The sequence below is a fragment of the Streptomyces sp. NPDC093018 genome (assembly GCF_040684035.1).
GTDB lineage: Bacteria > Actinomycetota > Actinomycetes > Streptomycetales > Streptomycetaceae > Streptomyces > Streptomyces murinus.
The window spans coordinates 59,985-86,830 of the sequence record NZ_JBFBFF010000008.1; the positions used below are offsets into that span (position 1 = coordinate 59,985).

25 protein-coding genes are annotated in these 26,846 nt (G+C 72.7%); 15 read left to right on the plus strand and 10 right to left on the minus strand.

Annotated elements, in window-relative coordinates; genetic code table 11:
* Positions 1–8: 8 nt before the first annotated feature.
* The 3 genes from hutH to AB0N90_RS19530 form a co-directional block, all read right to left on the minus strand.
* Positions 9–1,547 carry a histidine ammonia-lyase gene (gene hutH / locus AB0N90_RS19520; protein WP_365198581.1) on the minus strand — a complete coding sequence of 513 codons (1,539 nt, stop codon included), beginning with the start codon at positions 1,545–1,547 and terminating at the stop codon, positions 9–11.
* A 95-nt stretch (positions 1,548–1,642) separates the two neighbouring features.
* A complete protein-coding gene (locus AB0N90_RS19525) occupies positions 1,643–2,785 on the minus strand; it encodes a GGDEF domain-containing protein (protein WP_365198177.1) in 1,143 nt (380 codons plus the stop codon).
* 164 nt (positions 2,786–2,949) lie between these two features.
* Complete coding sequence (locus AB0N90_RS19530) at positions 2,950–3,744, minus strand: enoyl-CoA hydratase-related protein (RefSeq protein ID WP_361676186.1); 795 nt, start codon at positions 3,742–3,744, stop codon at positions 2,950–2,952.
* A gap of 237 nt (positions 3,745–3,981) precedes the next feature.
* On the opposite strand from AB0N90_RS19530, the gene AB0N90_RS19535 reads away from it, so the two are divergent.
* Positions 3,982–4,668, plus strand: coding sequence for a hypothetical protein (locus AB0N90_RS19535; protein ID WP_365198179.1), 687 nt, complete (start codon positions 3,982–3,984; stop codon positions 4,666–4,668).
* 86 nt (positions 4,669–4,754) lie between these two features.
* Here AB0N90_RS19535 and AB0N90_RS19540 read toward each other — a convergent pair whose 3' ends face one another.
* Entirely contained in the window at positions 4,755–5,873 is a 1,119-nt protein-coding gene (locus AB0N90_RS19540) for an adenylate/guanylate cyclase domain-containing protein (protein ID WP_128791443.1), read from the minus strand.
* A gap of 368 nt (positions 5,874–6,241) precedes the next feature.
* Between AB0N90_RS19540 and AB0N90_RS19545 the strand changes: the two genes are divergently transcribed.
* The 3 genes from AB0N90_RS19545 (at position 6,242) to AB0N90_RS19555 (ending at position 8,697) form a co-directional block, all read left to right on the plus strand.
* Entirely contained in the window at positions 6,242–7,135 is an 894-nt protein-coding gene (locus AB0N90_RS19545; RefSeq protein ID WP_365198181.1) for an SDR family NAD(P)-dependent oxidoreductase, read from the plus strand.
* Positions 7,132–7,971 (plus strand): alpha/beta fold hydrolase, encoded by an 840-nt coding sequence (locus AB0N90_RS19550; protein WP_365198183.1) that lies wholly within the window; start codon positions 7,132–7,134, stop codon positions 7,969–7,971. The genes AB0N90_RS19545 and AB0N90_RS19550 overlap by 4 nt, the downstream gene beginning before the upstream one ends.
* A gap of 141 nt (positions 7,972–8,112) precedes the next feature.
* On the plus strand, positions 8,113–8,697 hold the full coding sequence (locus AB0N90_RS19555; protein WP_365198186.1) for a helix-turn-helix domain-containing protein: 585 nt from the start codon (positions 8,113–8,115) through the stop codon (positions 8,695–8,697).
* Between the two features lie 171 nt (positions 8,698–8,868).
* On the opposite strand, the gene AB0N90_RS19560 is transcribed toward AB0N90_RS19555, so the two are convergent.
* The gene (locus tag AB0N90_RS19560) at positions 8,869–9,732 is read right to left on the minus strand and encodes a biotin--[acetyl-CoA-carboxylase] ligase (RefSeq protein ID WP_361676203.1); all 864 of its coding nucleotides are present in this window, start codon (positions 9,730–9,732) and stop codon (positions 8,869–8,871) included.
* Between the two features lie 110 nt (positions 9,733–9,842).
* On the opposite strand from AB0N90_RS19560, the gene AB0N90_RS19565 reads away from it, so the two are divergent.
* From AB0N90_RS19565 to AB0N90_RS19580, 4 genes are all read left to right on the plus strand, one after another.
* Complete coding sequence (locus tag AB0N90_RS19565; RefSeq protein ID WP_361676206.1) at positions 9,843–11,456, plus strand: acyl-CoA carboxylase subunit beta; 1,614 nt, start codon at positions 9,843–9,845, stop codon at positions 11,454–11,456.
* A gap of 25 nt (positions 11,457–11,481) precedes the next feature.
* Positions 11,482–11,697 carry an acyl-CoA carboxylase epsilon subunit gene (locus AB0N90_RS19570; RefSeq protein ID WP_365198189.1) on the plus strand — a complete coding sequence of 72 codons (216 nt, stop codon included), beginning with the start codon at positions 11,482–11,484 and terminating at the stop codon, positions 11,695–11,697.
* 105 nt (positions 11,698–11,802) lie between these two features.
* Entirely contained in the window at positions 11,803–11,940 is a 138-nt protein-coding gene (locus AB0N90_RS19575; RefSeq protein ID WP_164932585.1) for a morphogenic membrane protein MmpB, read from the plus strand.
* 93 nt (positions 11,941–12,033) lie between these two features.
* Positions 12,034–12,651 carry a nucleoside triphosphate pyrophosphatase gene (locus AB0N90_RS19580; RefSeq protein WP_361676211.1) on the plus strand — a complete coding sequence of 206 codons (618 nt, stop codon included), beginning with the start codon at positions 12,034–12,036 and terminating at the stop codon, positions 12,649–12,651.
* On the opposite strand, the gene AB0N90_RS19585 is transcribed toward AB0N90_RS19580, so the two are convergent.
* Positions 12,623–13,222 carry a hypothetical protein gene (locus tag AB0N90_RS19585; RefSeq protein ID WP_365198192.1) on the minus strand — a complete coding sequence of 200 codons (600 nt, stop codon included), beginning with the start codon at positions 13,220–13,222 and terminating at the stop codon, positions 12,623–12,625. The genes AB0N90_RS19580 and AB0N90_RS19585 overlap by 29 nt on opposite strands.
* Before the next feature lie 353 nt (positions 13,223–13,575).
* On the opposite strand from AB0N90_RS19585, the gene AB0N90_RS19590 reads away from it, so the two are divergent.
* Positions 13,576–15,348: a biotin carboxylase N-terminal domain-containing protein gene (locus AB0N90_RS19590; RefSeq protein ID WP_361676217.1), complete on the plus strand. Its 1,773-nt coding sequence runs from the start codon at positions 13,576–13,578 to the stop codon at positions 15,346–15,348.
* Positions 15,349–15,576: 228 nt separating this feature from the next.
* On the opposite strand, the gene AB0N90_RS19595 is transcribed toward AB0N90_RS19590, so the two are convergent.
* Positions 15,577–16,509, minus strand: a complete 933-nt coding sequence (locus tag AB0N90_RS19595) for a DeoR/GlpR family DNA-binding transcription regulator (protein WP_365198195.1) — start codon at positions 16,507–16,509, stop codon at positions 15,577–15,579.
* Between the two features lie 177 nt (positions 16,510–16,686).
* Positions 16,687–18,135 (minus strand): NAD(P)H-quinone dehydrogenase, encoded by a 1,449-nt coding sequence (locus AB0N90_RS19600; protein ID WP_361676223.1) that lies wholly within the window; start codon positions 18,133–18,135, stop codon positions 16,687–16,689.
* 217 nt (positions 18,136–18,352) lie between these two features.
* On the opposite strand from AB0N90_RS19600, the gene AB0N90_RS19605 reads away from it, so the two are divergent.
* From AB0N90_RS19605 to AB0N90_RS19615, 3 genes are all read left to right on the plus strand, one after another.
* Positions 18,353–18,790, plus strand: coding sequence for a gamma-glutamylcyclotransferase (locus AB0N90_RS19605; RefSeq protein ID WP_154822642.1), 438 nt, complete (start codon positions 18,353–18,355; stop codon positions 18,788–18,790).
* A 140-nt stretch (positions 18,791–18,930) separates the two neighbouring features.
* Positions 18,931–19,755 carry a purine-nucleoside phosphorylase gene (locus AB0N90_RS19610; protein WP_365198197.1) on the plus strand — a complete coding sequence of 275 codons (825 nt, stop codon included), beginning with the start codon at positions 18,931–18,933 and terminating at the stop codon, positions 19,753–19,755.
* Between the two features lie 548 nt (positions 19,756–20,303).
* Positions 20,304–21,947 carry a phospho-sugar mutase gene (locus tag AB0N90_RS19615; protein WP_365198199.1) on the plus strand — a complete coding sequence of 548 codons (1,644 nt, stop codon included), beginning with the start codon at positions 20,304–20,306 and terminating at the stop codon, positions 21,945–21,947.
* A gap of 156 nt (positions 21,948–22,103) precedes the next feature.
* On the opposite strand, the gene AB0N90_RS19620 is transcribed toward AB0N90_RS19615, so the two are convergent.
* Positions 22,104–22,805, minus strand: coding sequence for a PH domain-containing protein (locus tag AB0N90_RS19620; protein WP_365198202.1), 702 nt, complete (start codon positions 22,803–22,805; stop codon positions 22,104–22,106).
* A 157-nt stretch (positions 22,806–22,962) separates the two neighbouring features.
* Here AB0N90_RS19620 and deoC point away from each other — a divergent pair, with 157 nt between their 5' ends.
* From deoC to AB0N90_RS19635, 3 genes are read left to right on the plus strand one after another with little or no spacing between them, the layout of a single operon-like run.
* Positions 22,963–23,922: a deoxyribose-phosphate aldolase gene (gene deoC, locus AB0N90_RS19625; RefSeq protein WP_037656117.1), complete on the plus strand. Its 960-nt coding sequence runs from the start codon at positions 22,963–22,965 to the stop codon at positions 23,920–23,922.
* Between the two features lie 5 nt (positions 23,923–23,927).
* Entirely contained in the window at positions 23,928–25,376 is a 1,449-nt protein-coding gene (locus AB0N90_RS19630) for an aldehyde dehydrogenase family protein (RefSeq protein ID WP_365198204.1), read from the plus strand.
* Positions 25,369–26,256, plus strand: a complete 888-nt coding sequence (locus AB0N90_RS19635; protein ID WP_365198207.1) for an aldehyde dehydrogenase family protein — start codon at positions 25,369–25,371, stop codon at positions 26,254–26,256. Before AB0N90_RS19630 ends, AB0N90_RS19635 begins: the two co-directional genes overlap by 8 nt.
* A gap of 112 nt (positions 26,257–26,368) precedes the next feature.
* On the opposite strand, the gene AB0N90_RS19640 is transcribed toward AB0N90_RS19635, so the two are convergent.
* Positions 26,369–26,773 (minus strand): hypothetical protein, encoded by a 405-nt coding sequence (locus tag AB0N90_RS19640; RefSeq protein WP_365198209.1) that lies wholly within the window; start codon positions 26,771–26,773, stop codon positions 26,369–26,371.
* Positions 26,774–26,846 lie beyond the last annotated feature (73 nt).

A 26,846-nucleotide genomic window follows, 5' to 3' on the forward strand; every position in this document is an offset into this window, starting at 1 on the left:
TCCGCCGGTCACTGGAGCGGGCCGGTGACCTTCTCCACGGCCTCGACCAGGTGCCCGCCACGCACGAAGGCGTCGGCCGCGGCCAGGTCGGGCGCCAGGAAGCGGTCGGGGCCGGGGCCCTGGACACCGGCGGCGCGGGCGGCCTCGATCACGGCCTGGGAGGCGGGCGCCGGGCTCAGGCCCTCGCGCAGCTGGATCGCGCGGGTGGCCGCGTACAGCTCCACGGCGATGATCCGGGTGAGGTTGTCCACCGCGGTGCGCAGCTTGCGCGCGGCCGACCAGCCCATGGAGACATGGTCCTCCTGCATGGCGGAGGACGGGATGGAGTCCGCGGAGGCCGGTACGGCGAGCCGCTTCATCTCGCTGACCAGGGCGGCCTGCGTGTACTGGGCGATCATCAGACCGGAGTCCACACCGGCGTCGTCGGCGAGGAACGGCGGCAGGCCGTGGCTGCGGTTCTTGTCGAGGAGGCGGTCGGTGCGGCGCTCGGCGATGGAGCCGAGGTCGGCGGCGGCGACGGCCAGGAAGTCCAGCACATAGGCCACGGGCGCGCCGTGGAAGTTTCCGTTGGACTCCACCCGCCCGTCGGGCAGCACCACCGGGTTGTCGACGGCGGCGGCCAGCTCGCGCTCGGCGACCAGGCGGGCGTGCGCCATGGTGTCGCGGCCGGCGCCCGCGACCTGCGGGGCGCAGCGCACCGAGTAGGCGTCCTGGACGCGCGGGGCGTCGTCCTGGTGGTGCCCGGTGAGCTGGGAGCCCTGGAGCACGGCGAGCATGTTGGCGGCCGCGGCGCCCTGGCCCGGGTGCGGGCGGATGGCGTGCAGCTCGGGCGCGAGCACCTTGTCGGTGCCGAGCAGCGCCTCCATGCTCAGCGCGGCGGTGATGTCGGCGGACTTGTAGAGGGTGTCGAGGTCGGCGAGGGCCATGACCAGCATGCCGAGCATGCCGTCGGTGCCGTTGAGCAGGGCGAGGCCCTCCTTCTCGCGCAGCTCGACGGGCTGGATCCCGTGCGCGGCGAGCAGTTCGCCGGCGGGCCGTACGACGCCGTCGGGGCCCTCGGCGTCGCCCTCGCCCATCAGGGTCAGGGCGCAGTGCGACAGCGGGGCGAGGTCGCCGGAGCAGCCGAGGGAGCCGTACTCGTGCACGACCGGGGTGATCCCGGCGTTGAGCACATCGGCCATGGTCTGCGCGACCTCGGGGCGTACGCCGGTGTGTCCGGAGCAGACGGTCTTCAGGCGCAGGAACATCAGGGCCCGTACGACTTCCCGCTCCACCCGCGGGCCCATGCCGGCGGCGTGCGAGCGGACGATGTTGCGCTGTAGCTGGGCGCGGAGTTCCGGGCTGATGTGCCGGGTCGCCAGGGCGCCGAAGCCGGTGGAGACGCCGTAGACCGGGTCCGGCTTGGCCGCCAGCGCGTCCACGATCTCGCGGGCCGCGGCCAGCGCCGCCACGGCCTCCTCCGACAGCTCGATCCGGGCAGCGCCGCGCGCCACGGCGAGAACGTCGGACGCCGAGACACCGGACGTCCCCACCACCACAGTATGCATATCCATATTCAGGAGCGTACGCATTGAATGCAGCGCTGTCACTAGTGGGAACGGGGTGCGCCCCTTACCCGGCGGTGTGGGCTTCGTCGCAGCCTTCAGGGGTTGCGGCCGCGGAAACGGCGGCGCTCGGCGCGGGTCGGGGGCGGTTCGTCGGCGAGCCGGACGACGGGGTCGTCGGGGCCCTCGCGGCCGGCGACCACGGGCCGGTCGGCGCGCATGGCCTTGGCACGGTACTGGGCGGCGTCCGCGAGGCGGAACAGCCGCCGGGCGTCGGCCACCGGCCCGATCGGGTCCTCGGTCGAGGCGACCCCGCAGGCGACGCCCTCCCCCAGCTCCAACTCGCCCGCGCGGCGGCACAGTTCGTCGGCCGCCTTCACCACGTCGTCGGCGGCCGGGCCGACCGCGAGAAGGCAGAACTCGTCCCCGCCGAGCCGCGCGGCCAGCGCGCCCGGCACCATCGCGCCGCACAGCGACAGCACCGAGCCGAACCGCTCCAGAAGCCGGTCGCCGACGGCGTGGCCCTTGGTGTCGTTGACCCGCTTGAGCCCGTTCAGATCGCAGACCACGAGGCTGACGACTACACCCTCGGCGCGGTGCCGTTCGAGCGCCTCGTCCAGGTGCGTGTCCACGGCGCGGCGGTTGGCGAGACCGGTCAGGGCGTCGGTGAAGGCGAGCCGGCGGGCCTCCTCCAGGCGCTCGGTCTGCGCGAGCCCCGCGGCCACGACGGCGGCGAGCACGGTCGCGAAGTCGGCGTCGGCGCGGCCGAACACCGGGCATCCGACGGCACGCGCGACGTACACCTCGCCCCAGGCCCTGCCGTGCAGCACGACCGGGGCGACGACACAGCAGCCGCGGCCCCGTCGGCGCAGGGCGGCGACGCGCTGGTGGAAGTAGCCGGGGACACCGGCGGCGGCACCCTCGGCGGTCTCCACCCAGGCGTTGGGACCGCCGCCGCCGGCCCAGCGTTCGTGCAGGAACTCGGTGATCTCCGGGAACTGGTGCACGGGGTAGGACTCGGCCGCCGGGAACTCCTCCTCGTCCGGGCGCCGGTCCCCCACGTTCACCAGGACCCGCAGCCGGCCCAGCTCCCGCTCCCACACCGAGAGCGCGGCGAAGCTGCCGTCCAGCGCATGGCAGGCGCCGAGCGCGGCGGCCTGCCACGAGTCCTCAGGGGTGTGCGCCGCGGCCATCCCCTGCGCCAACGCCACCACTGCGGCAAGCCGCTCGTCGTCGCCCATTACTCCAGATTAGGGAGGATTTTGGGTGATGGGGATACTGGTGCGGCGAATAGGGGGTTTGGTCAGGGATACGCCATGGCGCACCTCAAGGGGTGCACCCGGCGTACCTCAGGGGCGCGCACCGAGGGCGCGCACCGGAGGCGCACCCTCGGGGGCGCCCGCCCCTACTCCCCCGGCCACTCCGGCTTCCGCTTCTCGTTGAACGCGGCGACGCCCTCCGCGCGGTCGCCGGAGAAGGCCACGGAGCGCCACGCGGCGTCCTCGACCTCCAGACCGGCCCGCAGATCGAGGCCCTGCCCCAGCCGCAGCGCCCGCTTGGCCGCGCGCAGGCCCACCGGGGAGTTCCCGGCGATGCGCGCCGCCAGCTCCAGCGCCTCCTCCCGGTCCCGGCCCGCCTCGACCACGTGGTCCACGAGCCCCATCTCACCGGCCTCCGCGGCCTCCAGGCGGCGCGCCGAGAAGACCAGCTCGGCCGCCCGCGCCGCGCCGACCCGCCGGGGCAGCAGCTGGGTGCCGCCGCCGCCCGGGATCACGCCCACGGACACCTCGGGCAGCCCCACCACGGCCGTACGGTCGGCCACGATCAGGTCGCAGGACAGCGCCAGCTCGAAGCCGCCGCCCAGCGCGAACCCGTGCACCGCCGCGATCGTCGGCATCGGCAGCTCCAGCACGCCGGTGTACGCCCCCCGCGCCACCGGCCGCTGCCGCATCAGGTCCGCGTCACTGAAGGAGTTGCGCTCCTTGAGGTCGGCGCCGACGCAGAACGCCCGTTCGTGCGACGAGGTCAGAACGACCACCCGGGCGTCCCGGTCCGCCCCCAGCGCCGTACAGGCGGCCGCGATCGAGCGGGCCATCTCCGTGGAGACGGCGTTCATCGCCTTGGGCCGGTCCAGGACCAGCTCCGCGACGTACCCGTGCCGCCGTACCAGCACGAACTCCCCGAACCGCGCCTCGCTCATCGCATCCTCCGGTACACGTGTTAACGCGGGTTAACCCCTGTCGGCCCGATCATCGCAGCCGCACCCGACCACAGGAAACCCCGTACCGCTACGCCCGTTCGAGTGACATCACGGCCGTCTCGCCCCACATCACCCACACGAGCGCATAGCGTGCGCTGCGCGGTGGGGGCGCGAGGGGAGCGCGCGGAGTCGCGGGGAGCTGTGGGAAGTCGCGGGGAGTTGTGGGGGAGATCAGGCATGGCGGAGACACGTATACGCAGAGGCCGGACAGGGGCGGCGGAACCGGGTGGCCGGTTCGCCGGTCTACGTCGCGGACGGCACCGTAAACCCCGGCCCCGCAGGGCGTTGCTCGCCGCCGGCGGGCTCGTCCTCGCGGCCGGGGTGCTCAGTCTGGTCCGCATGACCCCGGAGTCGGGCGTGGGCGCCCCCGGCACCGCGGCGGCCGAACCCCGGCTCGACCCGGGCGGCGGACTCGCGAGCGGCGCCCCGAGGACCGGCGTGTCCTGGATCGGCGGTCGTACGGCCGCGACCACCACCGGCACCGGCGCCCTGGCCACCGGCCCGCTCGCGCCGCCCGCGACGGCCGCCGACCTGGGCGGGCGGGCTCCCGCGCCGACGCCCACCGGGGCCGCGGCGACACCCGGGAACCCGGGCGGATCCGGCGGCTCGGGGGGCGCGAGCGGATCGAAGGGCTCGGAGGGCTCGGGCGGCGGGGTGCCGGCCGCGCCCGGGAAGAGCGGCGCGCCGCCCGCGCCCACGGCCCCGGAACCGGCCCCACCCGCGCCGACTTCGCACCCGGCACCGCCCACACCCCCGGCGCCCACACCGACCCGCGGCTCCCCCGCGCCCGCTCCGGGCGGGCTGTGCCTGCCGATCATCGCCCTGTGCGTGGACGTGGACGTGCTCGGCGGCCACGGGGGTTAGGGCCTCTCGTTTGGATCATGCCGGGCTCGCGGGCCCTGGCACCGCGCCCTGATCCGGCCTGATCCAAACGAAAGACCCTAGGGCGGCTACTGCTCGCCGTTCCTGCGGGTGAGCAGCCATGGTTCGACCACGCCGAGGCCGCGCACCGGGCGCTGCCACATCGGCTGGAGCGCGAAGCGGTACGACGGCGGCTCCTCGCCCTCCTTCTCGGCGGTCGCCGCGGCCTCGGCGGCCTCCGCCTCCGAGGCGGGCGCCTCGCCGGTGCGGATCAGCTCCTTGGCGAACGCGCTGTCCATGAGGACGGCGTCGCGCGGGGCTATGGAGGTCAGCCGGGAGGCCAGGTTCACCGTCGTGCCGAACACATCGCCCATCCGGGTGGTCACGGTGCCGAAGGCCATGCCGACGCGCAGTTCGGGCATCGTCTCGTCGTTCGCCAGCGTCTCCACCAGGCGCAGCGCGATGTCCGCGGCGGTGCCCGCGTCGTCCGCGGCGAACAGGACCTCGTCGCCGAGGGTCTTGATGAGCCGGCCGCCGCGCGCGGCCACCAGGTCGGCGGCGGTGGTCTCGAAGGCCTCGACGAGTTCGCCGAGTTCCTCCTCCTCCATGCGGCGGGTCAGACGGGTGAAGCCGACGAGGTCGGCGAAGCCGACGGCCAGGCGCCGGTCGACCATCTCCTCGTCGTCCGCGGCCTGGACGACCCGCCCGGTCGCGGCGGCGAGCTGGCGGCGCCAGACGTAGACCAGGAACTCCTCCAGCTCCGGCAGCAGCAGCTCGACCAGGGGGTACGTCACCTCGGTGCGGGTCATGCCGGGTTCGGGGGGCTCGGTCAGGCCCTCCAGGAAGGAATCGATCTGCCACTCGGCCAGCCGGGCGGTGGTCTGCCCGGTGGAGCGCGCGACCTGTACGGCCATGGCCTCGCTGAGCAGCCCCGCCTCCACGAGACCGGCGAGGCGGCGCAGGGCGAGGACGTCGGCCTCGGTGAGCGCCTTGGCCTGGCCTATGTCCGCGAAGCCCATCGCCCGCCAGAAGCGGGACGCCAGCTCCATGGAGACGCCTGCGCTGCGGGCGGCCTGGAAAGGGGTGTAGCGGCGCTCGGCGCCCAGGATGAGCTGTTCGAGACGGAGCGCGAGCGGGTCCTCGCCGGAGTCGGCGGCGCTTGGGTCCGTCCGGTCCTGCTCGCCGGGGCCCGTGTCGTCGACGGTCACGCCTGCTGCCCTTCCGATCTGCCGCGGTCAGGTACGACCGGCCTCAACTCTACGGCAGGTGTGCGCCAGCTCACTCCGTTGGGTTCGGCCGGGGTCTGGTTGTCCGGTGCCGGGTCGTGTGCCGGGGGTGTCGCCGACGCCCTTTCTGGTGGCCTGCGGCCCCCAGGCCCCCGCCATCAGCTTGGGGGGCGAAGTCGTTGTGCGCACCTGCGGGCCGGTGGTGGTTGATCGCGCGGTTCCCCGCGCCCCTTACGGGGCGGGGCAGGGGACCGGAGGATGAAACGGATAGGTAATCCGATTATGTGCTAGCGTCCGGCGTCATCAAGCGGATGACTCATCCGCTTTCATCTCGGGGTGGAGGCTCGCTCATGTCCAAGACAGCTGTGGTGACGGGTGGGACGGGAGGGATCGGGCTGGAGACGGCGCTGGGGCTGGCGGCGGCCGGGTTCGCGGTGACCGTGGTCGGGCGCGATCACGCGCGAGGGGCCAAGGCGGTCGAGCGGATCGGCGCGGTGAACCCGGCGAGGCCCGCACGGTTCCGGTGCGCCGACCTCTCCTCGCTCGACCAGGTGCGCTCGCTCGCGGCCGAGATCGCCGACGACCACGCCGCCTCCGGGGAACCCCTGGCGCTGCTGGTCAACAACATCGGGGCGATGTTCGCCGAGCGGCGGATCCTGGACGGCGTCGAGGCGTCGTTCGTCGTCAACCACCTCTCGCCCTACCTGCTGACGGAACTGCTGCTGCCCACGCTGCGGGCCGGCGCGCCGAGCAGGATCGTGAACGTCACCTCGGGCGCGGTCGGCGTCGCCAAGCGGGACTTCGACGCGGTCGAACCGCCCGGCGGCTACTACGGCTTCCACCACTACGGACGCGCCAAGCTCGCCCACCTCGCGTACACCCTGGACCTGGCCGCCCGGCTGGACGGCACGGGAGTCTCGGTCTTCGCCGCCGATCCCGGGGGCGCGGCGACCGACATGACCGACGGCACCCTGACCGACCCCAGGATCGTCTCCCCCGCCCTGCGGCTGCTGTGGCCGCTGGTGCGGCGCAGGTTCGCCCGTTCCACCTCGGGACCGGCGTCCGTGGCGGCCAGGCCCTCGATCGCCGCCGCCACCGACGGCGCCCTGACCGGCAGGACCGGCGTCGTCATAGGCCCCGAGGCGCTCCCGGTCGCCCCGTTCCGCCCCGCGACCGACCCCCGTCTCGCCACTGCCGTGCGCCGGCTCAGCGAGACCCACGCACCGGTGGGGGCACGCCCGTGACCACCACCCCGACCGGCACCACGGCCTCCAAGGACATCACCGTGACCGACGCAGCCCCGACCGCCCTTGCCCGCACCGTCCGCGGCTCCGGGCCCGGTCTCCTCCTCGCACATGGCGCGGGCGGCGGCATCGAGGCCAACTACGGGCCGCTCCTGGAAGGGCTCGCCGCCCGGCACACCGTCGTCGGGGCCGACTACCCCGGCTCGGGAGGGACGCCCGCCGCGTCGACGGCCCTCGAACTCGACGAACTGGCCGACGGGCTCGTCGCCGCGGCGGACGCGGCGGGACTCGACACGTTCGCGCTCTGCGGATACTCGCTCGGGGGGCCGGTCGCGATCAGGGCCGCGGTACGGCATCCCGGCCGGGTCACCGCGCTCGTGCTGAGCGCGGCCTTCGCCCGCCTGGACACCCGTACCGACCTGGCCGCCGCGATCTGGCAGCAGCTGTACGAGTCCGGGCAGCACGTCCTGCTCGCCCAGTACCTGACCCATCTGGCCGTGAGCACGCCGGTGCTGAACACCCTCACTCCGGCCCAGGTGCGCGGGGCCGCCGAGCAGACCGCGGCGGCGCTGCCGGCCGGTACCGGTGCCCAGGTCGACCTGGTCCGCCGCGTCGACGTCCGGGCCGACCTCGGGGTGCTCGACGTGCCCACGCTGGTCGTCGTCACCACCGCCGACCCCCTGATACCGGCCGCCCTCCAGCACGAGTTGGCCGCGGCCGTGCCGGGTGCGCGGACCGCCGAGCTGGCCACCGGGCATCTGCCCTTCCTGGAGCAGCCGCAGCGGTGGCTTGAGCTGATCACGGGGTTCCTCGGTGAGGAGGGGCGCCGGGGCTGACGGGCGGGGGGCGTGGGCTGGAAGGGTAGGGGGCGTGGGCGGGACGGGCGGGGGCCTGCCCGCGGCCTCGCCGACCCGAACGCTCCACGTACGATCGAACGCCGAACCGATGCCGCGAGACGAGCGATCTGGACTGCCCCTATGACGAGCACGCCGCTGCGCAAGGACGCCGCCCGCAACTGGGACCGGATCGTCGCCATAGCCCGCGAACTGGTGGACGAGGGCACCGCGCTCCAGCTCAACGATGTCGCGCGGCGGGCGGGACTCGGGGTCGGGACCGTCTACCGGCACTTCGCCACGCCCGAGGCGTTGCTGGAGACCGTGGCCGCGCCCTGTCTGGAAGGTCTCGCGGAGCACGGCCGCGGGGCGCTGGCCGAGGCGGATCCGCTGCGCGCGCTGGAGGGTTTCCTGTCGCGTGTCGTGGAGGCGCAGGTCACGGATGCGGCGCTGGCGCCGGTCGCGGCGGCGACGGCGGACGCGTTGCCGCGGACGGCCGAGCTCAAGCGGTCCCTCGCGACGGCCGGCACGGAACTGCTCGACCGGGCGCACGCGGCGGCAGCGATCCGCCCCGACCTCGCCGCGGGCGACCTCGTCCCGCTGATGTGCGGCATCGCGCACGCGGTGAACCTCCACGGCGGCGACACGGCGTCCCGCCTCCGCACCGCCCACCGCTACCTGACCACGTTCTTCGAGGGCGCACGTATCCCGCCCGCGACGACGCCCTAGCCGTGGGCTGCCGCCCGGCTGCCACAGCTCGCCGCCGCTGCGGGCAGTCCAGCGTCCCAAGCGCGGCGCCGTCGTGGCTTGTCGCGCCCACGCGGCGGAGCCGCACATCGACACAGCCCCGCGCCCCTGGGGAAGCGCAGCCCCCTCAGCCGAGAAGTCCCCGGTAAACCCTCACGCCGGGCGCAGATGCACGATGTCGCCCGCGCCCACCGGCTGGACCCCTTCCGGCGTCGCGATGACCAGGCGGCCGTCGCCGTCCACGGCCACCGCCTCGCCGATCAGGTCGCGGTCGCCGGGCAGCTCCGCCCGTACCGTGCGGCCGAGGGTCGCGCAGCCGGCCGCGTAGGCCTCCTGGAGGCCGCACTCCGCGGGGTCGCCGAGGGCCGCGCGCCAGCGGCCGTACCAGTCCTCCAGAGAGCGCAGGACCGCCCGCAGCAGGGGGTCCCGGTCCGTGTTCACCGCGCCGGCGAGCAGCAGCGAACCCGCCCGCGCCACCGGCAGTTCCTCCGCGCGCAGCGAGACATTGAGGCCGAAGCCGATGACGACGCCGTCCTCGCCGGCCCGCTCCAGCAGGATGCCGCCCGCCTTGCGCTCCTCCCCTTCGACCGTCACCAGCAGATCGTTCGGCCACTTCAGCGCCGTGTCCACGCCCGCCGCCCGCGCCAGCCCCGTCGCCACCGCGACCCCGGTGAGCAGCGGCAGCCACCCCCAGTGGTGCACCGGCACCTCCGCGGGCCGCAGCAGCACGGAGACGAAGAGGCCGGAGCGCGGCGGCGCCGACCAGCGGCGGTCCAGGCGGCCCTTCCCGGTCGTCTGCTCCTCCGCCACCAGCACCGTGCCCTCGGCCACCGGCCCGGCCGCCGCGCGCGCCACCAGGTCGTTGTTGGTGGAGCCGGTGCGCTGCACGACCTCCAGCCCGGACCACAGCCCGCCCTCGCGCACCAGCGCGCGGCGCAGGGCGGTCGCGTTCAGCGGCGGGCGGTCCAGATCGGACCAGCGGCCGGGATTGTCGTCTGCTGCATCTCGGGGCGTCATGCAAGCCACCCTAGGTGTGGCAAACGACGCAGTGCTGATCGGTAGCCCCAGCACTACTCTACGAACGAGTAACCGTCCCCCCTTTTGAGCAGGCAGGGAGCCGCATCCCGATGTCCGAGCCGGAAGAGCGTCACGAGATCCAAGGGATCGACATTCACACGACCGCGGGCAAACTCGCGGATCTCCAGCGGCGCATTCACGAGGCGACGCACGCCGGCTCGGAGCGCGCCGTCGAGAAGCAGCACGCCAAGGGCAAGCTGACCGCCCGTGAGCGGGTCGAACTGCTCCTGGACGAGGGGTCGTTCGTCGAGCTGGACGAGTTCGCCCAGCACCGCTCCACCAACTTCGGCCTTGAGCAGAACCGGCCCTACGGCGACGGTGTCGTCACCGGATACGGAACGGTCGACGGCCGTCCCGTCGCCGTCTTCTCCCAGGACTTCACCGTCTTCGGCGGTGCCCTCGGCGAGGTGTACGGCCAGAAGATCGTCAAGGTCATGGACTTCGCCCTGAAGACCGGCTGCCCGGTCATCGGGATCAACGACTCCGGCGGCGCCCGGATCCAGGAGGGCGTCGCCTCGCTCGGCGCCTATGGCGAGATCTTCCGCCGAAACACCCACGCCTCCGGTGTCATCCCGCAGATCTCCCTGGTCGTCGGCCCCTGCGCCGGCGGCGCGGTGTACTCCCCGGCCATCACCGACTTCACGGTCATGGTCGACCAGACCTCGCACATGTTCATCACCGGACCCGACGTCATCAAGACCGTCACCGGCGAGGACGTGGGCTTCGAGGAGCTGGGCGGCGCCCGTACCCACAACGCCGTCTCCGGCGTGGCCCACCATATGGCCGGGGACGAGAAGGACGCCATCGAGTACATCAAGCAGCTGCTGTCGTACCTGCCGTCCAACAACCTCTCCGAGCCCCCGGTCTTCCCGGAGGAGGCGGACCTCGCCCTCAACGACGAGGACCGCGAGCTGGACACCCTCGTCCCGGACAGCGCCAACCAGCCGTACGACATCCGCACGGTGGTCGAACACGTCGTGGACGACGGCGAGTTCTTCGAGACGCAGGCCCTGTTCGCGCCGAACATCGTCACCGGGTTCGGCCGGGTCGAGGGGCACCCGGTGGGTGTCGTCGCCAACCAGCCGATGCAGTTCGCGGGCTGCCTGGACATCGACGCCTCCGAGAAGGCCGCGCGTTTCGTGCGCACCTGCGACGCGTTCAACCTGCCGGTGCTGACCTTCGTGGACGTGCCCGGCTTCCTCCCGGGCGTCGGCCAGGAGCACGAGGGCATCATCCGGCGCGGCGCCAAGCTGATCTACGCCTACGCCGAGGCCACCGTCCCGCTGATCACCGTGATCACCCGCAAGGCCTTCGGCGGCGCCTACGACGTGATGGGTTCCAAGCACCTGGGCGCCGACCTCAACCTCGCCTGGCCGACCGCCCAGATCGCCGTGATGGGCGCCCAGGGCGCGGTCAACATCCTGCACCGGCGCACCCTCGCCGAGGCGGCCGCGACCGGCGAGGACGTGGAGGCCGTACGGGCCCGGCTGATCCAGGAGTACGAGGACACCCTCCTCAACCCCTACGTGGCGGCCGAGCGCGGCTACGTCGACGCGGTGATCATGCCGTCCGACACCCGCGCCCACATCGTCCGGGGCCTGCGTCAGCTGCGCACCAAGCGGGAATCACTGCCCCCGAAGAAGCACGGCAACATCCCCCTCTAGGCCCGGCCGACCGACAGGAGCCGATATGACGATCAAGGTCGTACGAGGCAATCCGACCCCCGAGGAGCTGGCCGCCGCCCTGGCGGTGGTCCGCGCCCGCGCGGCCGCCGCGGCGGCCGCGCCGGACGGCGCGCGGGGCCCGAAGGACGCGTGGTCCGACCCGGCCCGCATCGCCGCCGCCCGCCTCCCCCGGGCGGGCGCGGCGGCCTGGACCCGCACCTACTGGCCGAGCCAGGGCTGATTCCCCAGGGGGCGCGGGGAACCGCGCACAGTGGCAGGACGCCGGGCGCCTATTTGAGTACGACTACTCAGGCGCCCGGCCCCCCGCCACCCGCACGCTGGACAGGTGCTCTGGTCAGACCCTGACGACGAATCGCCGAAGGAGCTGCGCGACGCGCAGGACATGCTGCGGCGGCTCGGCGTCATCATGGCCGTGGCGGTGACCGCGGCCATGGTGGTGGCCGCCTTGGTGGGTCTGCGCTGAGCCGACCGGCGCTGCGACGAGCCCACCGGGTCCGCGCAGGCCCGCCGCCAGGTGATTCGCGCGGGCCCGCAACCGGGTGACTAACCTGACCGCATGACCGCAACACACCGCAGGCGACTCGTTCTCGCCTCCCAGTCCCCCGCCCGCCTCGGCCTGCTCCGGCAGGCGGGCCTCACGCCCGAGGTCGTGGTGAGCGGGGTCGACGAGGACGCCGTCTCCGCCCCAACCCCGGCCGAACTGGCCCTCGCCCTCGCCGAGGCCAAGGCGTCGGTCGTGGCGGCGCTGCCCGAGGTGCAGGGCGCCCTGGTGATCGGCTGCGACTCGGTGCTGGAGCTTGACGGCCACGCGCTCGGCAAACCCGCGGACGCCGAGGAGGCCACCGCCCGCTGGAAGTCCATGCGCGGCCGGGCCGGCATCCTCCAGACCGGGCACTGCGTCTGGGACACGGCGGCCAAGCGCTATGTCTCGGCGACCGCCTCCACCGTCGTACGGTTCGGCGAGCCCAGCGACGCGGAGATCGCCGCCTACGTGGCCTCCGGTGAGCCCCTGTACGTCGCCGGGGCGTTCACCCTGGACGGCCGTTCCGCGCCCTTCATCGAGGGCATCGACGGCGACCACGGCAATGTGATCGGCATCAGCCTGCCCCTGGTGCGCAAGCTGCTGGCCGAACTGGGCGTCGGCATCACGGAGTTGTGGGCACCGGCCGGGTGAGCCGCTCGGGGACGGCGTCCTGCGGCTCGTCGTCCCCGTCCTGCGGCTCCGCCGGGCGTCCGGCGGCCGGTTCCCCCGGCGGGACGGTACGGGCGCCCAGGGGCCCGTCAGCGGCCCTGGGGTCGCCGCCGGCCCCGCCGTCCCCGCCGGGCGCGGCCTCGGCCGGGCCGCCGTCACGGTCGTACGACACCAGGAGCAGCACCAGGAGTGCGAGCACCACGACCATGACCAGGAAGGCCGTCGCGTTGACCAGGCCCCAGGCGAAGGCGCCCAGCAGGCCGTGCACGACCGCCGCGCTGATCAGCACGACGCGCCCGAAGCCGGCGGGGGCGCGGTCGCGGACCGCCACCAGCAGGGCGACCAGGGCGCACAGCAGGAAGTAGAGGCCGAAGACGACGCCGCCGATCTTCGAGGACGTCGACATCAGATGCGGGTCCAGGCCCGCCATGGACATCTTCTGCCGCTCCACGACCACGCCGAGGAACCAGTTCAGCGCCCCGATGCCGAGCGCCTCCACGAGGAGGACGACGGTCACCACCCACGCCACGGTTCTGCGCACCACCGGCCCCACCCGCTCCCCACCTTGACCGCTGTTACCAGCAGTAGTCCGAGACAGGGCGAACGCTACTAACGGGTAAACCAGGGGACAAGGGTTCGTGCGGCAGCAAAGAATCATTGGGCCATTCGTAGGGACTCGACAAAGAAACCGAGTGGGCCGCAGCACGCCCTTACAGAGACCTTGGCCACATGGCAGGGCTAGGGTTTTCCGGAAGAGTCCTGCGTAGCAAGGTGCCACTGGGGCTTTCGCGGGTCGGGCGAGCCCCGCATCACGCTCCGTGTGGGCAAGCTCACCATTGGGGACGGGTCGAAGAGCCGTGTCGGCAGTCCCTAAACTCGGCTTGTTTCAAGGAGGGAGCCTCAATCGTGCGCAAGGTGCTCATCGCCAACCGTGGCGAAATCGCTGTCCGGGTGGCTCGGGCCTGCCGGGACGCGGGGATCGCGAGCGTTGCCGTCTACGCGGACCCGGACCGGGACGCTCTGCATGTCCGCGCTGCGGATGAGGCGTTCGCCCTGGGCGGTGACACACCGGCAACCAGTTACCTGGACATCGAGAAGGTCCTGAACGCGGCCCGGGAGTCCGGCGCGGACGCCATCCACCCGGGTTACGGCTTCCTCTCGGAGAACGCCGAATTCGCGCAGGCCGTCCTCGACGCCGGTCTGAACTGGATCGGCCCGCCGCCGCAGGCCATCCGCGACCTGGGCGACAAGGTGGCGGCCCGCCACATCGCCCAGCGCGCCGGCGCGCCCCTGGTGGCCGGCACACCCGACCCGGTCTCGGGCGCCGACGAGGTCGTCGCCTTCGCCGAGGAGCATGGTCTGCCGATCGCCATCAAGGCGGCGTTCGGCGGCGGCGGTCGCGGCCTCAAGGTCGCCCGCACTCTCGAAGAGGTGCCGGAGCTGTACGACTCGGCGGTGCGCGAGGCGGTCGCCGCCTTCGGGCGCGGCGAGTGCTTCGTGGAGCGCTACCTGGACCGTCCGCGGCACGTGGAGACCCAGTGCCTGGCGGACAAGCACGGCAATGTGGTCGTCGTGTCCACCCGTGACTGCTCGCTCCAGCGCCGTCACCAGAAGCTCGTGGAGGAGGCGCCCGCGCCGTTCCTGTCCGACGAGCAGGTCGCCGAGCTGTACCGCGCCTCCAAGGCCATCCTCAAGGAGGCCCACTACGAGGGCGCGGGTACCTGTGAGTTCCTGGTCGGCCAGGACGGCACGATCTCCTTCCTGGAGGTCAACACCCGTCTCCAGGTCGAGCACCCGGTGACCGAGGAGGTCGCCGGCATCGACCTGGTCCGCGAGATGTTCCGCATCGCGGACGGCGAGGAGCTGGGGTACGGCGACCCGGAGCTGCGCGGCCACTCCTTCGAGTTCCGCATCAACGGCGAGGACCCGGGCCGCAACTTCCTGCCCGCCCCGGGTACGGTCACCCTGTTCGCCCCGCCGTCCGGTCCCGGTGTCCGGCTGGACGCCGGTGTGGAGTCGGGCTCGGTCATCGGCCCGGCGTGGGACTCGCTCCTCGCCAAGCTGATCGTGTCCGGCCGCACCCGCAAGGAGGCCCTGGAGCGGGCCGCGCGTGCGCTGGACGAGTTCCAGGTCGAGGGCATGGCGACGGCGATCCCCTTCCACCGTGCGGTGGTCCGGGACGCGGCGTTCGCGCCCGAACTCGGCGGTTCCGCGGACCCGTTCAAGGTCCACACCCGCTGGATCGAGACGGAGTTCGTCAACGAGATCAAGCCCTTCGCCGCGCCGGCCGACGCCGAGGCGGACGAGGACACGGGCCGTGAGACCGTCGTGGTCGAGGTGGGTGGCAAGCGCCTGGAGGTCTCGCTGCCGTCCTCGCTGGGCATGTCCCTGGCCCGTACCGGCCTCGCGGCGGGCGCCAAGCCCAAGCGCCGCGCGGCCAAGAAGTCCGGTCCCGTGGCGTCCGGCGACACCCTCGCCTCCCCGATGCAGGGCACCATCGTCAAGGTGGCCGTCGAGGAGGGCCAGGAGGTCAAGGAGGGCGACCTGGTCGTCGTCCTTGAGGCCATGAAGATGGAGCAGCCTCTGAACGCCCACAAGGCCGGCACGATCAAGGGCCTGGGCGCGGAGGTCGGCGCGTCGATCACCTCGGGCGCCGCGATCTGCGAGATCAAGGACTGACGTCCGCCTGTACGACCCCGAACCGGCTCCTGGTGCGTGTGCACCGGGGGCCGGTTCGTCGTCGGGGGGCGGTTGAGGGGCTCCGGGGCGGCCCGGGGGCACCCGGGTACGCCGGACGGCCCCGATCACGTCTGTATACGACTCACGGCGTCATAAACCCGCCGACGAGGGTCACTCGACCCGGTTCTCCAGCGGCTGCCCGGCCCCGCGAGCGCGACGCGGCACGGCTCACCTACGACGAAGATCCGCGACCCTCGCCCGTTCGGAAGGCTGTGGCTGGTCGGCGAGGACGGAGCTCGGGCGGAGGGGGTTGCCCCGGCGCGGTCCCGGCAGCTGGGGGCGGCGGGCCGGCGGGACCTGGTCACCCCCCGGGTTTCCGTTCGCCCCGGTCACGGCGATCTGCACCCCCTGGTCGGCGAGGGCCTGCAACTCCGTGGCGGCGCGGTCGTCGTGGCCGGGCGGCTCGTCCGTGACGAGGCGGGTGATGAGATCCGTCGGCACGGTCTGGAACATCGTGTCCGTGCCGAGCTTGGTGTGGTCGGCGAGGACCACCACCTCCGCGGCGGCCTGCACCAGCGCCCGGTCGACGGAGGCGGAGAGCATGTTGGAGGTGGACAGCCCGCGTTCGGCCGTCAGACCGCTCCCGGACAGGAACGCCTTCGACACCCGCAGCCCCTGGAGGGACTGTTCGGCGCCGGAGCCGACGAGCGCGTAGTTGGAGCCGCGCAGGGTGCCACCGGTCATGACGACCTCCACCCGGTTCGCATGGGCCAACGCCTGTGCGACCAGGAGGGAGTTGGTGACCACCGTGAGACCGGGCACGCGGGCGAGCCGGCGGGCCAGCTCCTGCGTGGTCGTACCGGCACCGACCACGATCGCCTCGCCCTCTTCGACGAGGCCGGCCGCGAGATCGGCGATCGCCGTCTTCTCGGCGGTCGCGAGATGCGACTTCTGCGGGAAGCCGGACTCCCGGGTGAACCCACCCGGCAGTACGGCACCGCCGTGCCGGCGGTCGAGGAGTCCTTCCGCCTCCAGTGCCCGCACGTCCCGCCGTACGGTCACTTCGGAGGTCTGGACGACGCGGGCGAGCTCACGGAGCGACACGGCACCGTTCGCTCGCACCATTTCGAGGATCAATTGGCGACGTTCAGCAGCGAACACGAAACTGACAGTAACCCCAGCGACCGTCTGCTTTCAGCAGTTTGCGCCGATTAACAGAAGTTGTTCGCATGGCGGAACCCGAAGTGGTATAGGACCTTCCCCCGACCTATCCATCCCGACTATGCCAGCCGCACGTACGGCAACTCCCGGCGACCGGCGAGGAGTTGCCGCAGGTCATCAGCCCTCGGCGCTCGCCTTGCGGTTGTGCAGCTGCCGCGCGACCTCCGCGATCGACCCCGAAAGGGAGGGGTACACCGTGAAGGCGTTCGCGATCTGTTCGACCGTCAGATTGTTGTCGACGGCGATCGAGATGGGGTGGATGAGTTCCGAGGCGCGCGGCGCGACGACCACACCGCCGACGACGATGCCCGTGCCCGGCCGGCAGAAGATCTTCACGAAGCCGTCCCGGATGCCCTGCATCTTGGCGCGCGGGTTGCGCAGCAGCGGCAGCTTGACGACCTTGGCGTCGATCTTGCCCGCGTCCACGTCCGCCTGCGAGTAGCCGACGGTGGCGATCTCGGGGTCGGTGAAGACGTTGGAGGAGACGGTCTTCAGGTTCAGCGGGGCCACCGCGTCGCCCAGGAAGTGGTACATCGCGATCCGGCCCTGCATGGCGGCGACGGACGCGAGCGCGAAGACACCGGTCACGTCACCGGCGGCGTAGACGCCGGGCGCGGTGGTGCGGGAGACCTTGTCGGTCCAGATGTGCCCGGAGTCGCGCAGCTTGACGCCGGCCTCCTCCAGGCCGAGGCCCGCGCTGTTCGGGATGGCGCCGACGGCCATGAGGCAGTGCGTGCCGGTGATGACGCGGCCGTCGGCGAGCGTGACCTCGACCCGGTCGCCGACGCGCTTGGCGGACTGCGCGCGGGAACGGGCCATGACGTTCATGCCGCGGCGGCGGAAGACGTCCTCCAGGACGGCGGCGGCGTCCGGGTCCTCGCCGGGCAGCACCCGGTCGCGGGAGGACACGAGGGTGACCTTGGAACCGAGGGCCTGGTACGCGCCGGCGAACTCGGCACCGGTCACACCGGAGCCGACCACGATCAGCTCTTCCGGCAGCTCGTTGAGGTCGTAGACCTGGGTCCAGTTGAGGATGCGCTCGCCGTCGGGCTGGGCGTCGGGCAGCTCGCGCGGGTGACCGCCGGTGGCGATGAGGACGGCGTCGGCGGTGAGGGTCTCCTCGCTGCCGTCGGCGGCGGTGACGACGACCTTCCTCGACCCGTCGAGCGCCTGCATGCCCTCAAGGCGTCCGCGCCCGCGCATGACCCGCGCTCCGGCGCGCGTCACGGAGGCGGTGATGTCGTGCGACTGCGCCAGCGCGAGCCGCTTGACCCGTCGGTTGACCTTGCCCAGGTCCACCCCGACGACGCGGGCGGCCCGCTCCAGGGGCGGGGTGTCGTCGGCGACGATGATGCCGAGCTCTTCGTACGAGGAGTCGAAGGTCGTCATCACCTCGGCCGTGGCGATGAGGGTCTTGGACGGCACGCAGTCGGTGAGCACCGACGCGCCGCCCAGACCGTCGCAGTCGACGACGGTCACCTCCGCGCCGAGCTGCGCGGCCACCAGCGCCGCTTCATATCCGCCAGGTCCGCCACCGATGATCACGATCCGAGTCACGTACCCCATTGTCCCGCACGCTTCAAGATGCCACTGCCCGGGGGCGGCGGGACCCTCCCGACGCGCGCCGCGGCACCGTGCACGACCGGTTCGTCCCGCCGGTCGCCGCCCCGGCGGAGAGCCGCCGGAGACCCGGCGAGCTCCGGCCCGGTGCCTCAGGGGCGCCCCGGGGGCTCGCTCCCGGGGCGCGTGATGGGGGTCGGAGCGCTGCCGTACCCTCTCCCCCATGTCGCTCTATGCCGCCTACGCCGGCAACCTCGACGCCCGGCTGATGTCCCGCCGCGCCCCGCACTCCCCGTTGCGCGCCACGGGCTGGCTGAACGACTGGCGGCTGACCTTCGGCGGCGAGCAGTTCGGCTGGGAGGGCGCACTGGCGACGATCGTCGAGGAGCCGCTGGCCCAGGTGTTCGTCGGCCTGTACGACATCGCGCCCATGGACGAGGAGTCCCTCGACCGCTGGGACGGCGTGGACCTCGGCACGTACCGCCGTACGCGCGTCCGCGTGCACACCCTGGACGGCGAGAAGTCGGCCTGGACCTACGTCCTCAACGACTACGAGGGCGGCCTTCCCTCGGCCCGCTACCTGGGCGAGATCGCCGACGCGGTGGAGTCCGCCGGAGCGCCCCACGACTATGTGATGGAACTGCGCAAGCGCCCCTGCTGACCGGCGCACGACCAGCGCACACCCGTCACACGTACGAATTACCCGCGGTAATCCATCGTCGGAAACGACAAGACAACGATCCCAATCCCGTGAGGTCTGTCATCTACGCGCGTAGGCGAGAAGCGGCTACCCTCGTCCACGTGAACGCATCTCTTCTTCCGGACGACATCCAGGGCGACCCGTACGCCGCCGCCGACGCCGCCGCCGCGCGCCTGCGCGCACTGACCGGTGCCGAGACCCACGACGTCGCCCTCGTGATGGGCTCCGGCTGGGCTCCGGCCGTCGACGCCCTCGGCGCTCCCGACGCGGAGTTCCAGGTCACCGAGCTGCCCGGCTTCCCGCCGCCGGCCGTCGAGGGGCACGGCGGCAAGATCCGCTCGTACTCCTTCGGTGACAAGCGCGCCCTCGTCTTCCTGGGCCGTACCCACTACTACGAGGGCCGTGGCGTCGCCGCCGTCTCGCACGGCGTGCGTACGGCCGTCGCCGCCGGCTGCAAGACCATCGTGCTCACCAACGGCTGCGGCGGTCTGCGCGAGGGCATGCGCCCCGGCCAGCCGGTGCTGATCAGCGACCACATCAACCTCACGGCGACCTCGCCGATCGTGGGCGCGAACTTCGTCGACCTGACCGACCTGTACTCGCCGCGGCTGCGCGCCCTGTGCAAGGAGGTCGACCCCACCCTTGAGGAGGGTGTCTACGCGCAGTTCCCCGGCCCGCACTACGAGACCCCGGCCGAGATCCGCATGGCCCGCGTCATCGGCGCGGACCTGGTCGGCATGTCCACGGTCCTGGAGGCCATCGCCGCGCGCGAGGCCGGTGCCGAGGTCCTGGGCATCTCCCTGGTCACCAACCTCGCCGCGGGCATGACCGGCGAGCCGCTGAACCACGAGGAAGTCCTCCAGGCCGGCCGCGACTCCGCCACCCGCATGGGCGCCCTGCTGGCACAGGTCCTGCGCAAGCTGTAGTCCGGCGACCCGCCGGACACGGGGCGACCTGCCTGGGCACCGGCCGACCCGGACACCGGGGGCCCGGGCATCGGAGGACCTGGACGCCGGAGCCTGGGCGTCCGGCGACCTGGACACCGGGGGCCTGGGCATCCGGCGACCTGGACACCGGGGAACCTGGCCGGGCACCGGGAGCACGGGGGGGGCTTCCGGGGCTGCGGTGGGCGCGGGGGCGTGCGGATCTCCGGCGGTGGCGGGTCCTGCGCGGGCCTGGCCGGCGCCGGGTGGCGTGCGCGTCCCGGGCCGTTCCGTTCCGTGCTGTTCCATGCCGTGCCGTGCCGGGTGGTGCGGGTGGTGTCCCGGACCCCACCGCAGCTCCCGGCACAGCCCCACCCCCGGCGACAATTACGGCCCGAGCCGCCCCCCCCGGCCGACCAGAGCCACCCCCACTCGCCCACACCGCCCGCCCACACCGCCCGTCCTCACCCCGTTCACCTCCCGGCCGACCGACCGCGTCAGGTGGGCGAGTGGGCAAGGCGTCGGCAATCACAGGAGAGGTTGATCCCAAGGTGCACGATCTGATCGCGCGGGCCAGCGCATGGCTCGCCGAGGACCCCGACCCGGACACCCGTGCCGAGCTCGCCGAACTGATCGAGGCCGGCGACGAGAAGGAACTGGCGGCGCGTTTCGCCGGCACCCTCCAGTTCGGCACCGCGGGCCTGCGCGGCGAACTCGGTGCCGGCCCGATGCGCATGAACCGCAATGTCGTCATCCGCGCCGCCGCCGGTCTCGCCGCGTACCTGAAGAAGAACGGCGCCCCCCACGGGGGCCCCGACGCCGGCCTCGTCGTCATCGGCTACGACGCCCGCCACAAGTCCGCCGACTTCGCCCGCGACACCGCCGCCGTGATGACCGGCGCCGGTCTGCGTGCCGCCGTACTCCCCCGCCCGCTCCCCACCCCCGTGCTCGCCTTCGCGATCCGGCACCTGGGCGCGGTCGCGGGCGTGGAGGTCACCGCCAGCCACAACCCGCCCCGGGACAACGGCTACAAGGTGTACCTGGGCGACGGCTCCCAGATCGTGCCCCCGGCCGACGCGGGCATCGCCGCCGAGATCGACGCGATCGCCTCCCTGAACGACGTACCCCGCCCGGAGTCCGGCTGGCAGACCCTGGACGACGCGGTCCTGGACGCCTATCTCGCCCGTACCGACGCCGTACTGGCCACCGGCTCCCCCCGCACCGCGCGCACCGTCTACACCGCCATGCACGGCGTCGGCAAGGACGTCCTGCTCGCCGCCTTCGCCCGCGCCGGTTTCCCGGAGCCCGTGCTGGTCGCCGAACAGGCCGAGCCCGACCCGGACTTCCCGACCGTCGCCTTCCCGAACCCGGAGGAGCCGGGCGCGATGGACCTGGCGTTCGGCCGGGCCCGCGCGAGCGACCCCGATCTGATCATCGCCAACGACCCGGACGCCGACCGCTGCGCCGTGGCCGTCAAGGACGGCGGCGACTGGCGGATGCTGCGCGGCGACGAGGTCGGCGCGCTGCTCGCCGCCCACCTGGTGCGCCGCGGCGCCCAGGGCACCTTCGCGGAGTCGATCGTCTCCTCCTCCCTGCTCGGCCGGATCGCCGGCAAGGCGGGGCTGCCGTACGAGGAGACGCTCACCGGCTTCAAGTGGATCGCCCGCGTCGACGGCCTGCGCTACGGCTACGAGGAGGCCCTCGGCTACTGCGTGGACCCCGAGGGCGTGCGCGACAAGGACGGCATCACCGCGGCCCTCCTGATCACCGAGCTGGCGTCCGGGCTGAAGGAGGAGGGCCGCACCCTCCTCGACCTCCTGGACGACCTCGCCGTCGAGCACGGCCTGCACGCCACCGACCAGCTGTCCGTGCGCGTCCAGGACCTCTCCCTGATCGCCGACGCGATGCGCCGTCTGCGCGAGCAGCCACCGACGCGGCTCGCGGGCCTGGCCATCACCCGGGCGGAGGACCTGACCCAGGGCACGGAGACGCTGCCGCCGACGGACGGTCTGCGCTACACCCTGGACGGCGCCCGCGTCATCGTCCGGCCCAGCGGCACCGAGCCGAAGCTGAAGTGCTATCTGGAGGTCGTCGTACCGGTTGCGGACCGCGCCGGCCTCCCGGCCGCCCACGCCCGCGCGAAGGAGCTCCTGGAGGCCGTCAAGCGCGACCTCTCCGCGGCCGCCGGTATCTGAAACCTCCGAAGTCACCGGAGAACACCGGAAAGCACCGGAAAAAAACCAGGGGCACCCCCGGATCCCGACCCCGGAGGTGCCCCTGGTCCGTGCGAGCGCCGTCGACTCGTCCGTGCGGGCGCCGTCGGCGCCGTACCGCCGCCGGTCAGCCGCCGGTCAGCCGCCGGTCACCAGCAGGATGACCAGCAGTACGGCCCCGGCCAGTGTCGGCGCCGCCACCTCGTAGGCCCAGCGGATCGTCGTACCGCCCTGGGCGGACTCCTCGTTCCCGCGCCGGTCCAGGAGGTCGCGCAGGTCGTCCATGACCTTGTCGCTCTCCGCGCGGGCCGGCCCGGTGTCGTCGGCGCCGCGGGCGGAGAGCCCGGCGAAGCCGACGCCCCTGGCGCCGAGCCCGCCGCCGAGCCCGGCCCCGCCCGTCGCCGACCGCCGTGCCGCGGACGCCGCCCGCCGCTCGGCCTTCTTGCGGCCGCGCAGCGACACGGGAACGGCCCACAGCTGGTACTTGGCGCCGGACTTGGTGCGCACCTCGTTGGTGAAACTGGAGCGCAGCGCCTCGACCTCGCCCCACGGCACGGAGATCACCCGGTACGGATTGCGGATCCGCAGCCGTTCCTCGTTGGCGAACACGGCCGGGCGCAGCGTGAAGGCGATCACCAGCGGCAGGACCAGGATCATCGTGGCCAGCGCGAGCCACGGGGTGCGGCCGTGGCCGTTGAACAGCGCGTCGAAGCCCAGCCAGGCGACGACCGCGAGCAGCAGCACGCCGCCCGCGAGCCCCATGGGCGAGCGGTAGATCCGGTCCTTCACGGCGGGCACCGGGGGCCCCGACGCGGGTGGCTTGTTGTCCGGGGTCGTCATGGCCCCGATTGTGCATGACGCCGCGGCGGGCGCCGTCATGTGCCCCGGCACCCGTATCCATCTGTGATCTTCCGGGCTCCGCACGGTCCGGAGAGACCCGGAATCCGCCCCGGGGGTGTACAGCCGCTACGCGCGTAGATATGCTCGTCTGGTGACCATGCCCACCACTGCACCCCCCGCACATGCGCTCGCCGACGTCACCGCGTCCGACAGCACGCTGCGCCGCTTCCTGCACGGGCTGCCCGGCGTCGACACGGTCGGCCTGGAGGCGCGCGCCACGTCGCTCGGCACCCGTTCCATCAAGACCACCGCGAAGGCGTACGCCATCGACCTCGCCATCTCGATGGTCGACCTGACGACGCTGGAAGGCGCGGACACCCCGGGCAAGGTCCGGGCGCTCGGCGCCAAGGCCGTCCACCCCGACCCGACCGACCGCACCGCCCCGACCACGGCCGCGGTCTGCGTCTACCCGGACATGGTGGCCGTCGCCAAGGAGGCCGTCGCCGGTTCCGGCGTCAAGGTCGCCTCCGTCGCCACCGCCTTCCCGGCCGGCCGTGCCGCGCTCGACGTGAAGCTGGCCGACGTGCGGGACGCCGTCGCCGCGGGCGCCGACGAGATCGACATGGTCATCGACCGCGGCGCGTTCCTCGCGGGCAAGTACCTGAAGGTGTACGACGAGATCGTCGCCGTCAAGGAAGCCTGCGGGACGAGCGCCCGGCTGAAGGTCATCTTCGAGACCGGCGAGCTGTCGACGTACGACAACATCCGCCGCGCCTCCTGGCTCGGCATGATCGCCGGCGCCGACTTCATCAAGACCTCGACGGGCAAGGTCGCCGTCAACGCGACGCCCGCCAACACCCTGCTGATGCTGGAGGCGGTGCGCGACTTCCGCGCCCAGACCGGCATCCAGGTCGGCGTGAAGCCGGCCGGCGGCATCCGCACGTCCAAGGACGCCATCAAGTTCCTCGTCCTGGTCAACGAGACGGCGGGCCAGGACTGGCTGGACAACCACTGGTTCCGCTTCGGCGCCTCCTCGCTGCTCAACGACCTGCTGATGCAGCGTCAGAAGCTGGCCACCGGCCGTTACTCCGGCCCCGACTACGTGACGGTGGACTGATCACCATGGCACCCGCATCCGCATCCGCATTCGAGTACGCACCGGCGCCCGAGTCCCGCTCCGTCGTCGACATCGCGCCGTCCTACGGCCTGTTCATCGACGGCGAGTTCACCGACGCGACCGGCGGCAAGGTCTTCAAGACCGTCTCGCCGTCCACCGAAGAGGTGCTGTCGGAGGTCGCCGAGGCCTCCGAGGAGGACGTCGACCGCGCCGTGAAGGCCGCCCGCAAGGCCTTCGAGAAGTGGTCCGCGCTGCCCGGCGCCGAGCGCGCCAAGTACCTGTTCCGCATCGCCCGGATCATCCAGGAGCGCAGCCGCGAACTGGCCGTCCTGGAGACGCTGGACAACGGCAAGCCGATCAAGGAGACCCGCGACGCGGACCTCCCGCTGGTCGCGGCCCACTTCTTCTACTACGCGGGCTGGGCCGACAAGCTCGACCACGGCGGCTTCGGCGCGAATCCGCAGCCGCTGGGCGTGGCCGGCCAGGTCATCCCGTGGAACTTCCCGCTGCTGATGCTGGCCTGGAAGATCGCCCCGGCGCTCGCGACCGGCAACACGGTCGTCCTGAAGCCCGCCGAGACCACCCCGCTGTCCGCGCTGTTCTTCGCGGACATCTGCCGCCAGGCGGGCCTGCCCAAGGGCGTCGTCAACATCGTGACCGGTGACGGCCGCACCGGCGCCGCCCTGGTCGCGCACCCGGACGTGAACAAGGTCGCGTTCACGGGCTCGACGGCGGTCGGCAAGGCGATCGCGCGGACCGTGGCCGGCACGCGCAAGAAGCTCACCCTCGAACTCGGCGGCAAGGGCGCGAACATCGTCTTCGACGACGCCCCGGTCGACCAGGCCGTCGAGGGCATCGTGAACGGCATCTTCTTCAACCAGGGCCAGGTCTGCTGCGCGGGATCGCGCCTGATCGTCCAGGAGTCGATCCAGGACGAGCTGCTGGACGCGCTGAAGCGCCGCCTGTCCACGCTGCGCCTCGGCGACCCGCTGGACAAGAACACCGACATCGGCGCGATCAACTCCGCGGAGCAGCTGGCCCGGATCACCGCGCTGGCCGACGCGGGCGAGGCGGAGGGCGCCGAGCGCTGGTCCCCCGCCTGTGAACTGCCGGACGCCGGTTACTGGTTCGCGCCGACGCTCTTCACGAACGTCACCCAGGCCCACACCATCGCCCGCGAGGAGATCTTCGGCCCGGTGCTGTCGGTCCTCTCCTTCCGCACCCCGGACGAGGCGGTCGCCAAGGCGAACAACACGCAGTACGGCCTGTCGGCGGGCATCTGGTCCGAGAAGGGCTCCCGCATCCTGGCCGTCGCGAGCAAGCTGCGCGCCGGTGTCGTCTGGTCCAACACGTTCAACAAGTTCGACCCCACCTCGCCGTTCGGCGGTTACAAGGAGTCGGGCTTCGGCCGCGAGGGCGGCCGCCACGGCCTGGAGGCGTACCTCGATGTCTGACGCACGACTTTCCGTCTTCAAGACCTACAAGCTGTACGTGGGCGGCAAGTTCCCGCGTTCCGAGAGCGGTCGGGTGTACGAGGTGACGGACCCGAAGAACAACTGGCTGGCCAACGCCCCGCTGTCCTCCCGTAAGGACGCCCGGGACGCGGTGGTCGCGGCGCGCAAGGCGTTCGGCGGCTGGTCCGGCGCGACCGCCTACAACCGCGGCCAGGTCCTGTACCGGGTCGCGGAGATGCTGGAGGGCCGCCGCGAGCAGTTCGTGCGCGAGGTGGCCGAGGCGGAGGGCCTGTCGAAGTCCAAGGCCGCGGCCGTCGTGGACGCCGCGATCGACCGCTGGGTCTGGTACGCCGGCTGGACCGACAAGATCGCCCAGGTGGTCGGCGGCGCGAACCCGGTCGCGGGTCCGTTCTTCAACCTCTCCTCGCCGGAGCCGACGGGCGTGGTCGCCGTACTGGCCCCCCAGGACTCCTCGTTCCTCGGCCTGGTCTCGGTCCTCGCCCCGGTGATCGCCACCGGCAACACGGCCGTCGTCATCGCCTCCGAGAAGGCCCCGCTCCCGGCGCTCTCCCTCGCCGAGGTGCTGGCCACGTCCGACGTCCCGGGCGGCGTGGTGAACATCCTCTCCGGCCGCCCGTCCGAGATCGCGCCCTCACTGGCCGCGCACCAGGACGTGAACGCGATCGATCTCGCGGGCGCGGACGAGGAGCTGGCCAAGGAACTGGAGATCGCCGCCGCCGACAACCTGAAGCGCGTTCTGCGCCCCCAGACCGTCGACTTCACCCAGACCCCCGGCACCGAGCGCCTGACGGCCTTCCTGGAGACGAAGACCGTGTGGCACACGACGGGGGCGCTGGGCGCGTCGGGGTCGTCGTACTGACGGGTTGCTGACGGGCTGCTGACGGGAGTCGGGCGGGGAACTGCTGCCGCCGGCCGGGTACGGGTCGTACCTGGCCGGTCGTACAGTTCCCCGCGCCCCTTTCGGGGTACCCCTAGTGGCTCAACCCCGCCAGCACCTGTCCCACCACCGGAAGGCTTCCCAGGGACTGGGCCTCCGCGATCGGGGCGGTCAGCATCTGGGAGCCCACGGGCTTGAAGTCGGCGACCTGGGTGCCCACTCCGTTGTCGAGGGGGTCGACGCCGGTGCCCGCGAGGGGGTTGGGCTTGAGGCCGGCGACCGGGCCGGTGACGTAGCCGACCGTGCCGGTGAGGGCCGTGAGGCCGGCCTGGGGGTCGATGTTGCCCAGGGAGGTCGGCCGCCACGGCACCTGCACGAGAGGTGCGTCCGTGTCCGCGTGGGCCGTCGCCGCGCCCGCCCCCAGCGCCGCGCCGGTGGTCACGAGGGCGAACAGGGCACGGCGCGCGGTGCGGTGCTGGGACTTGCTGTGTCGGGCCATCGCTGGTGCCACCTTCTGGTGCGCAGGGTAATGATGTCGCGACACAGGGTAGTTGAGAGGTGACCCGCGCTTC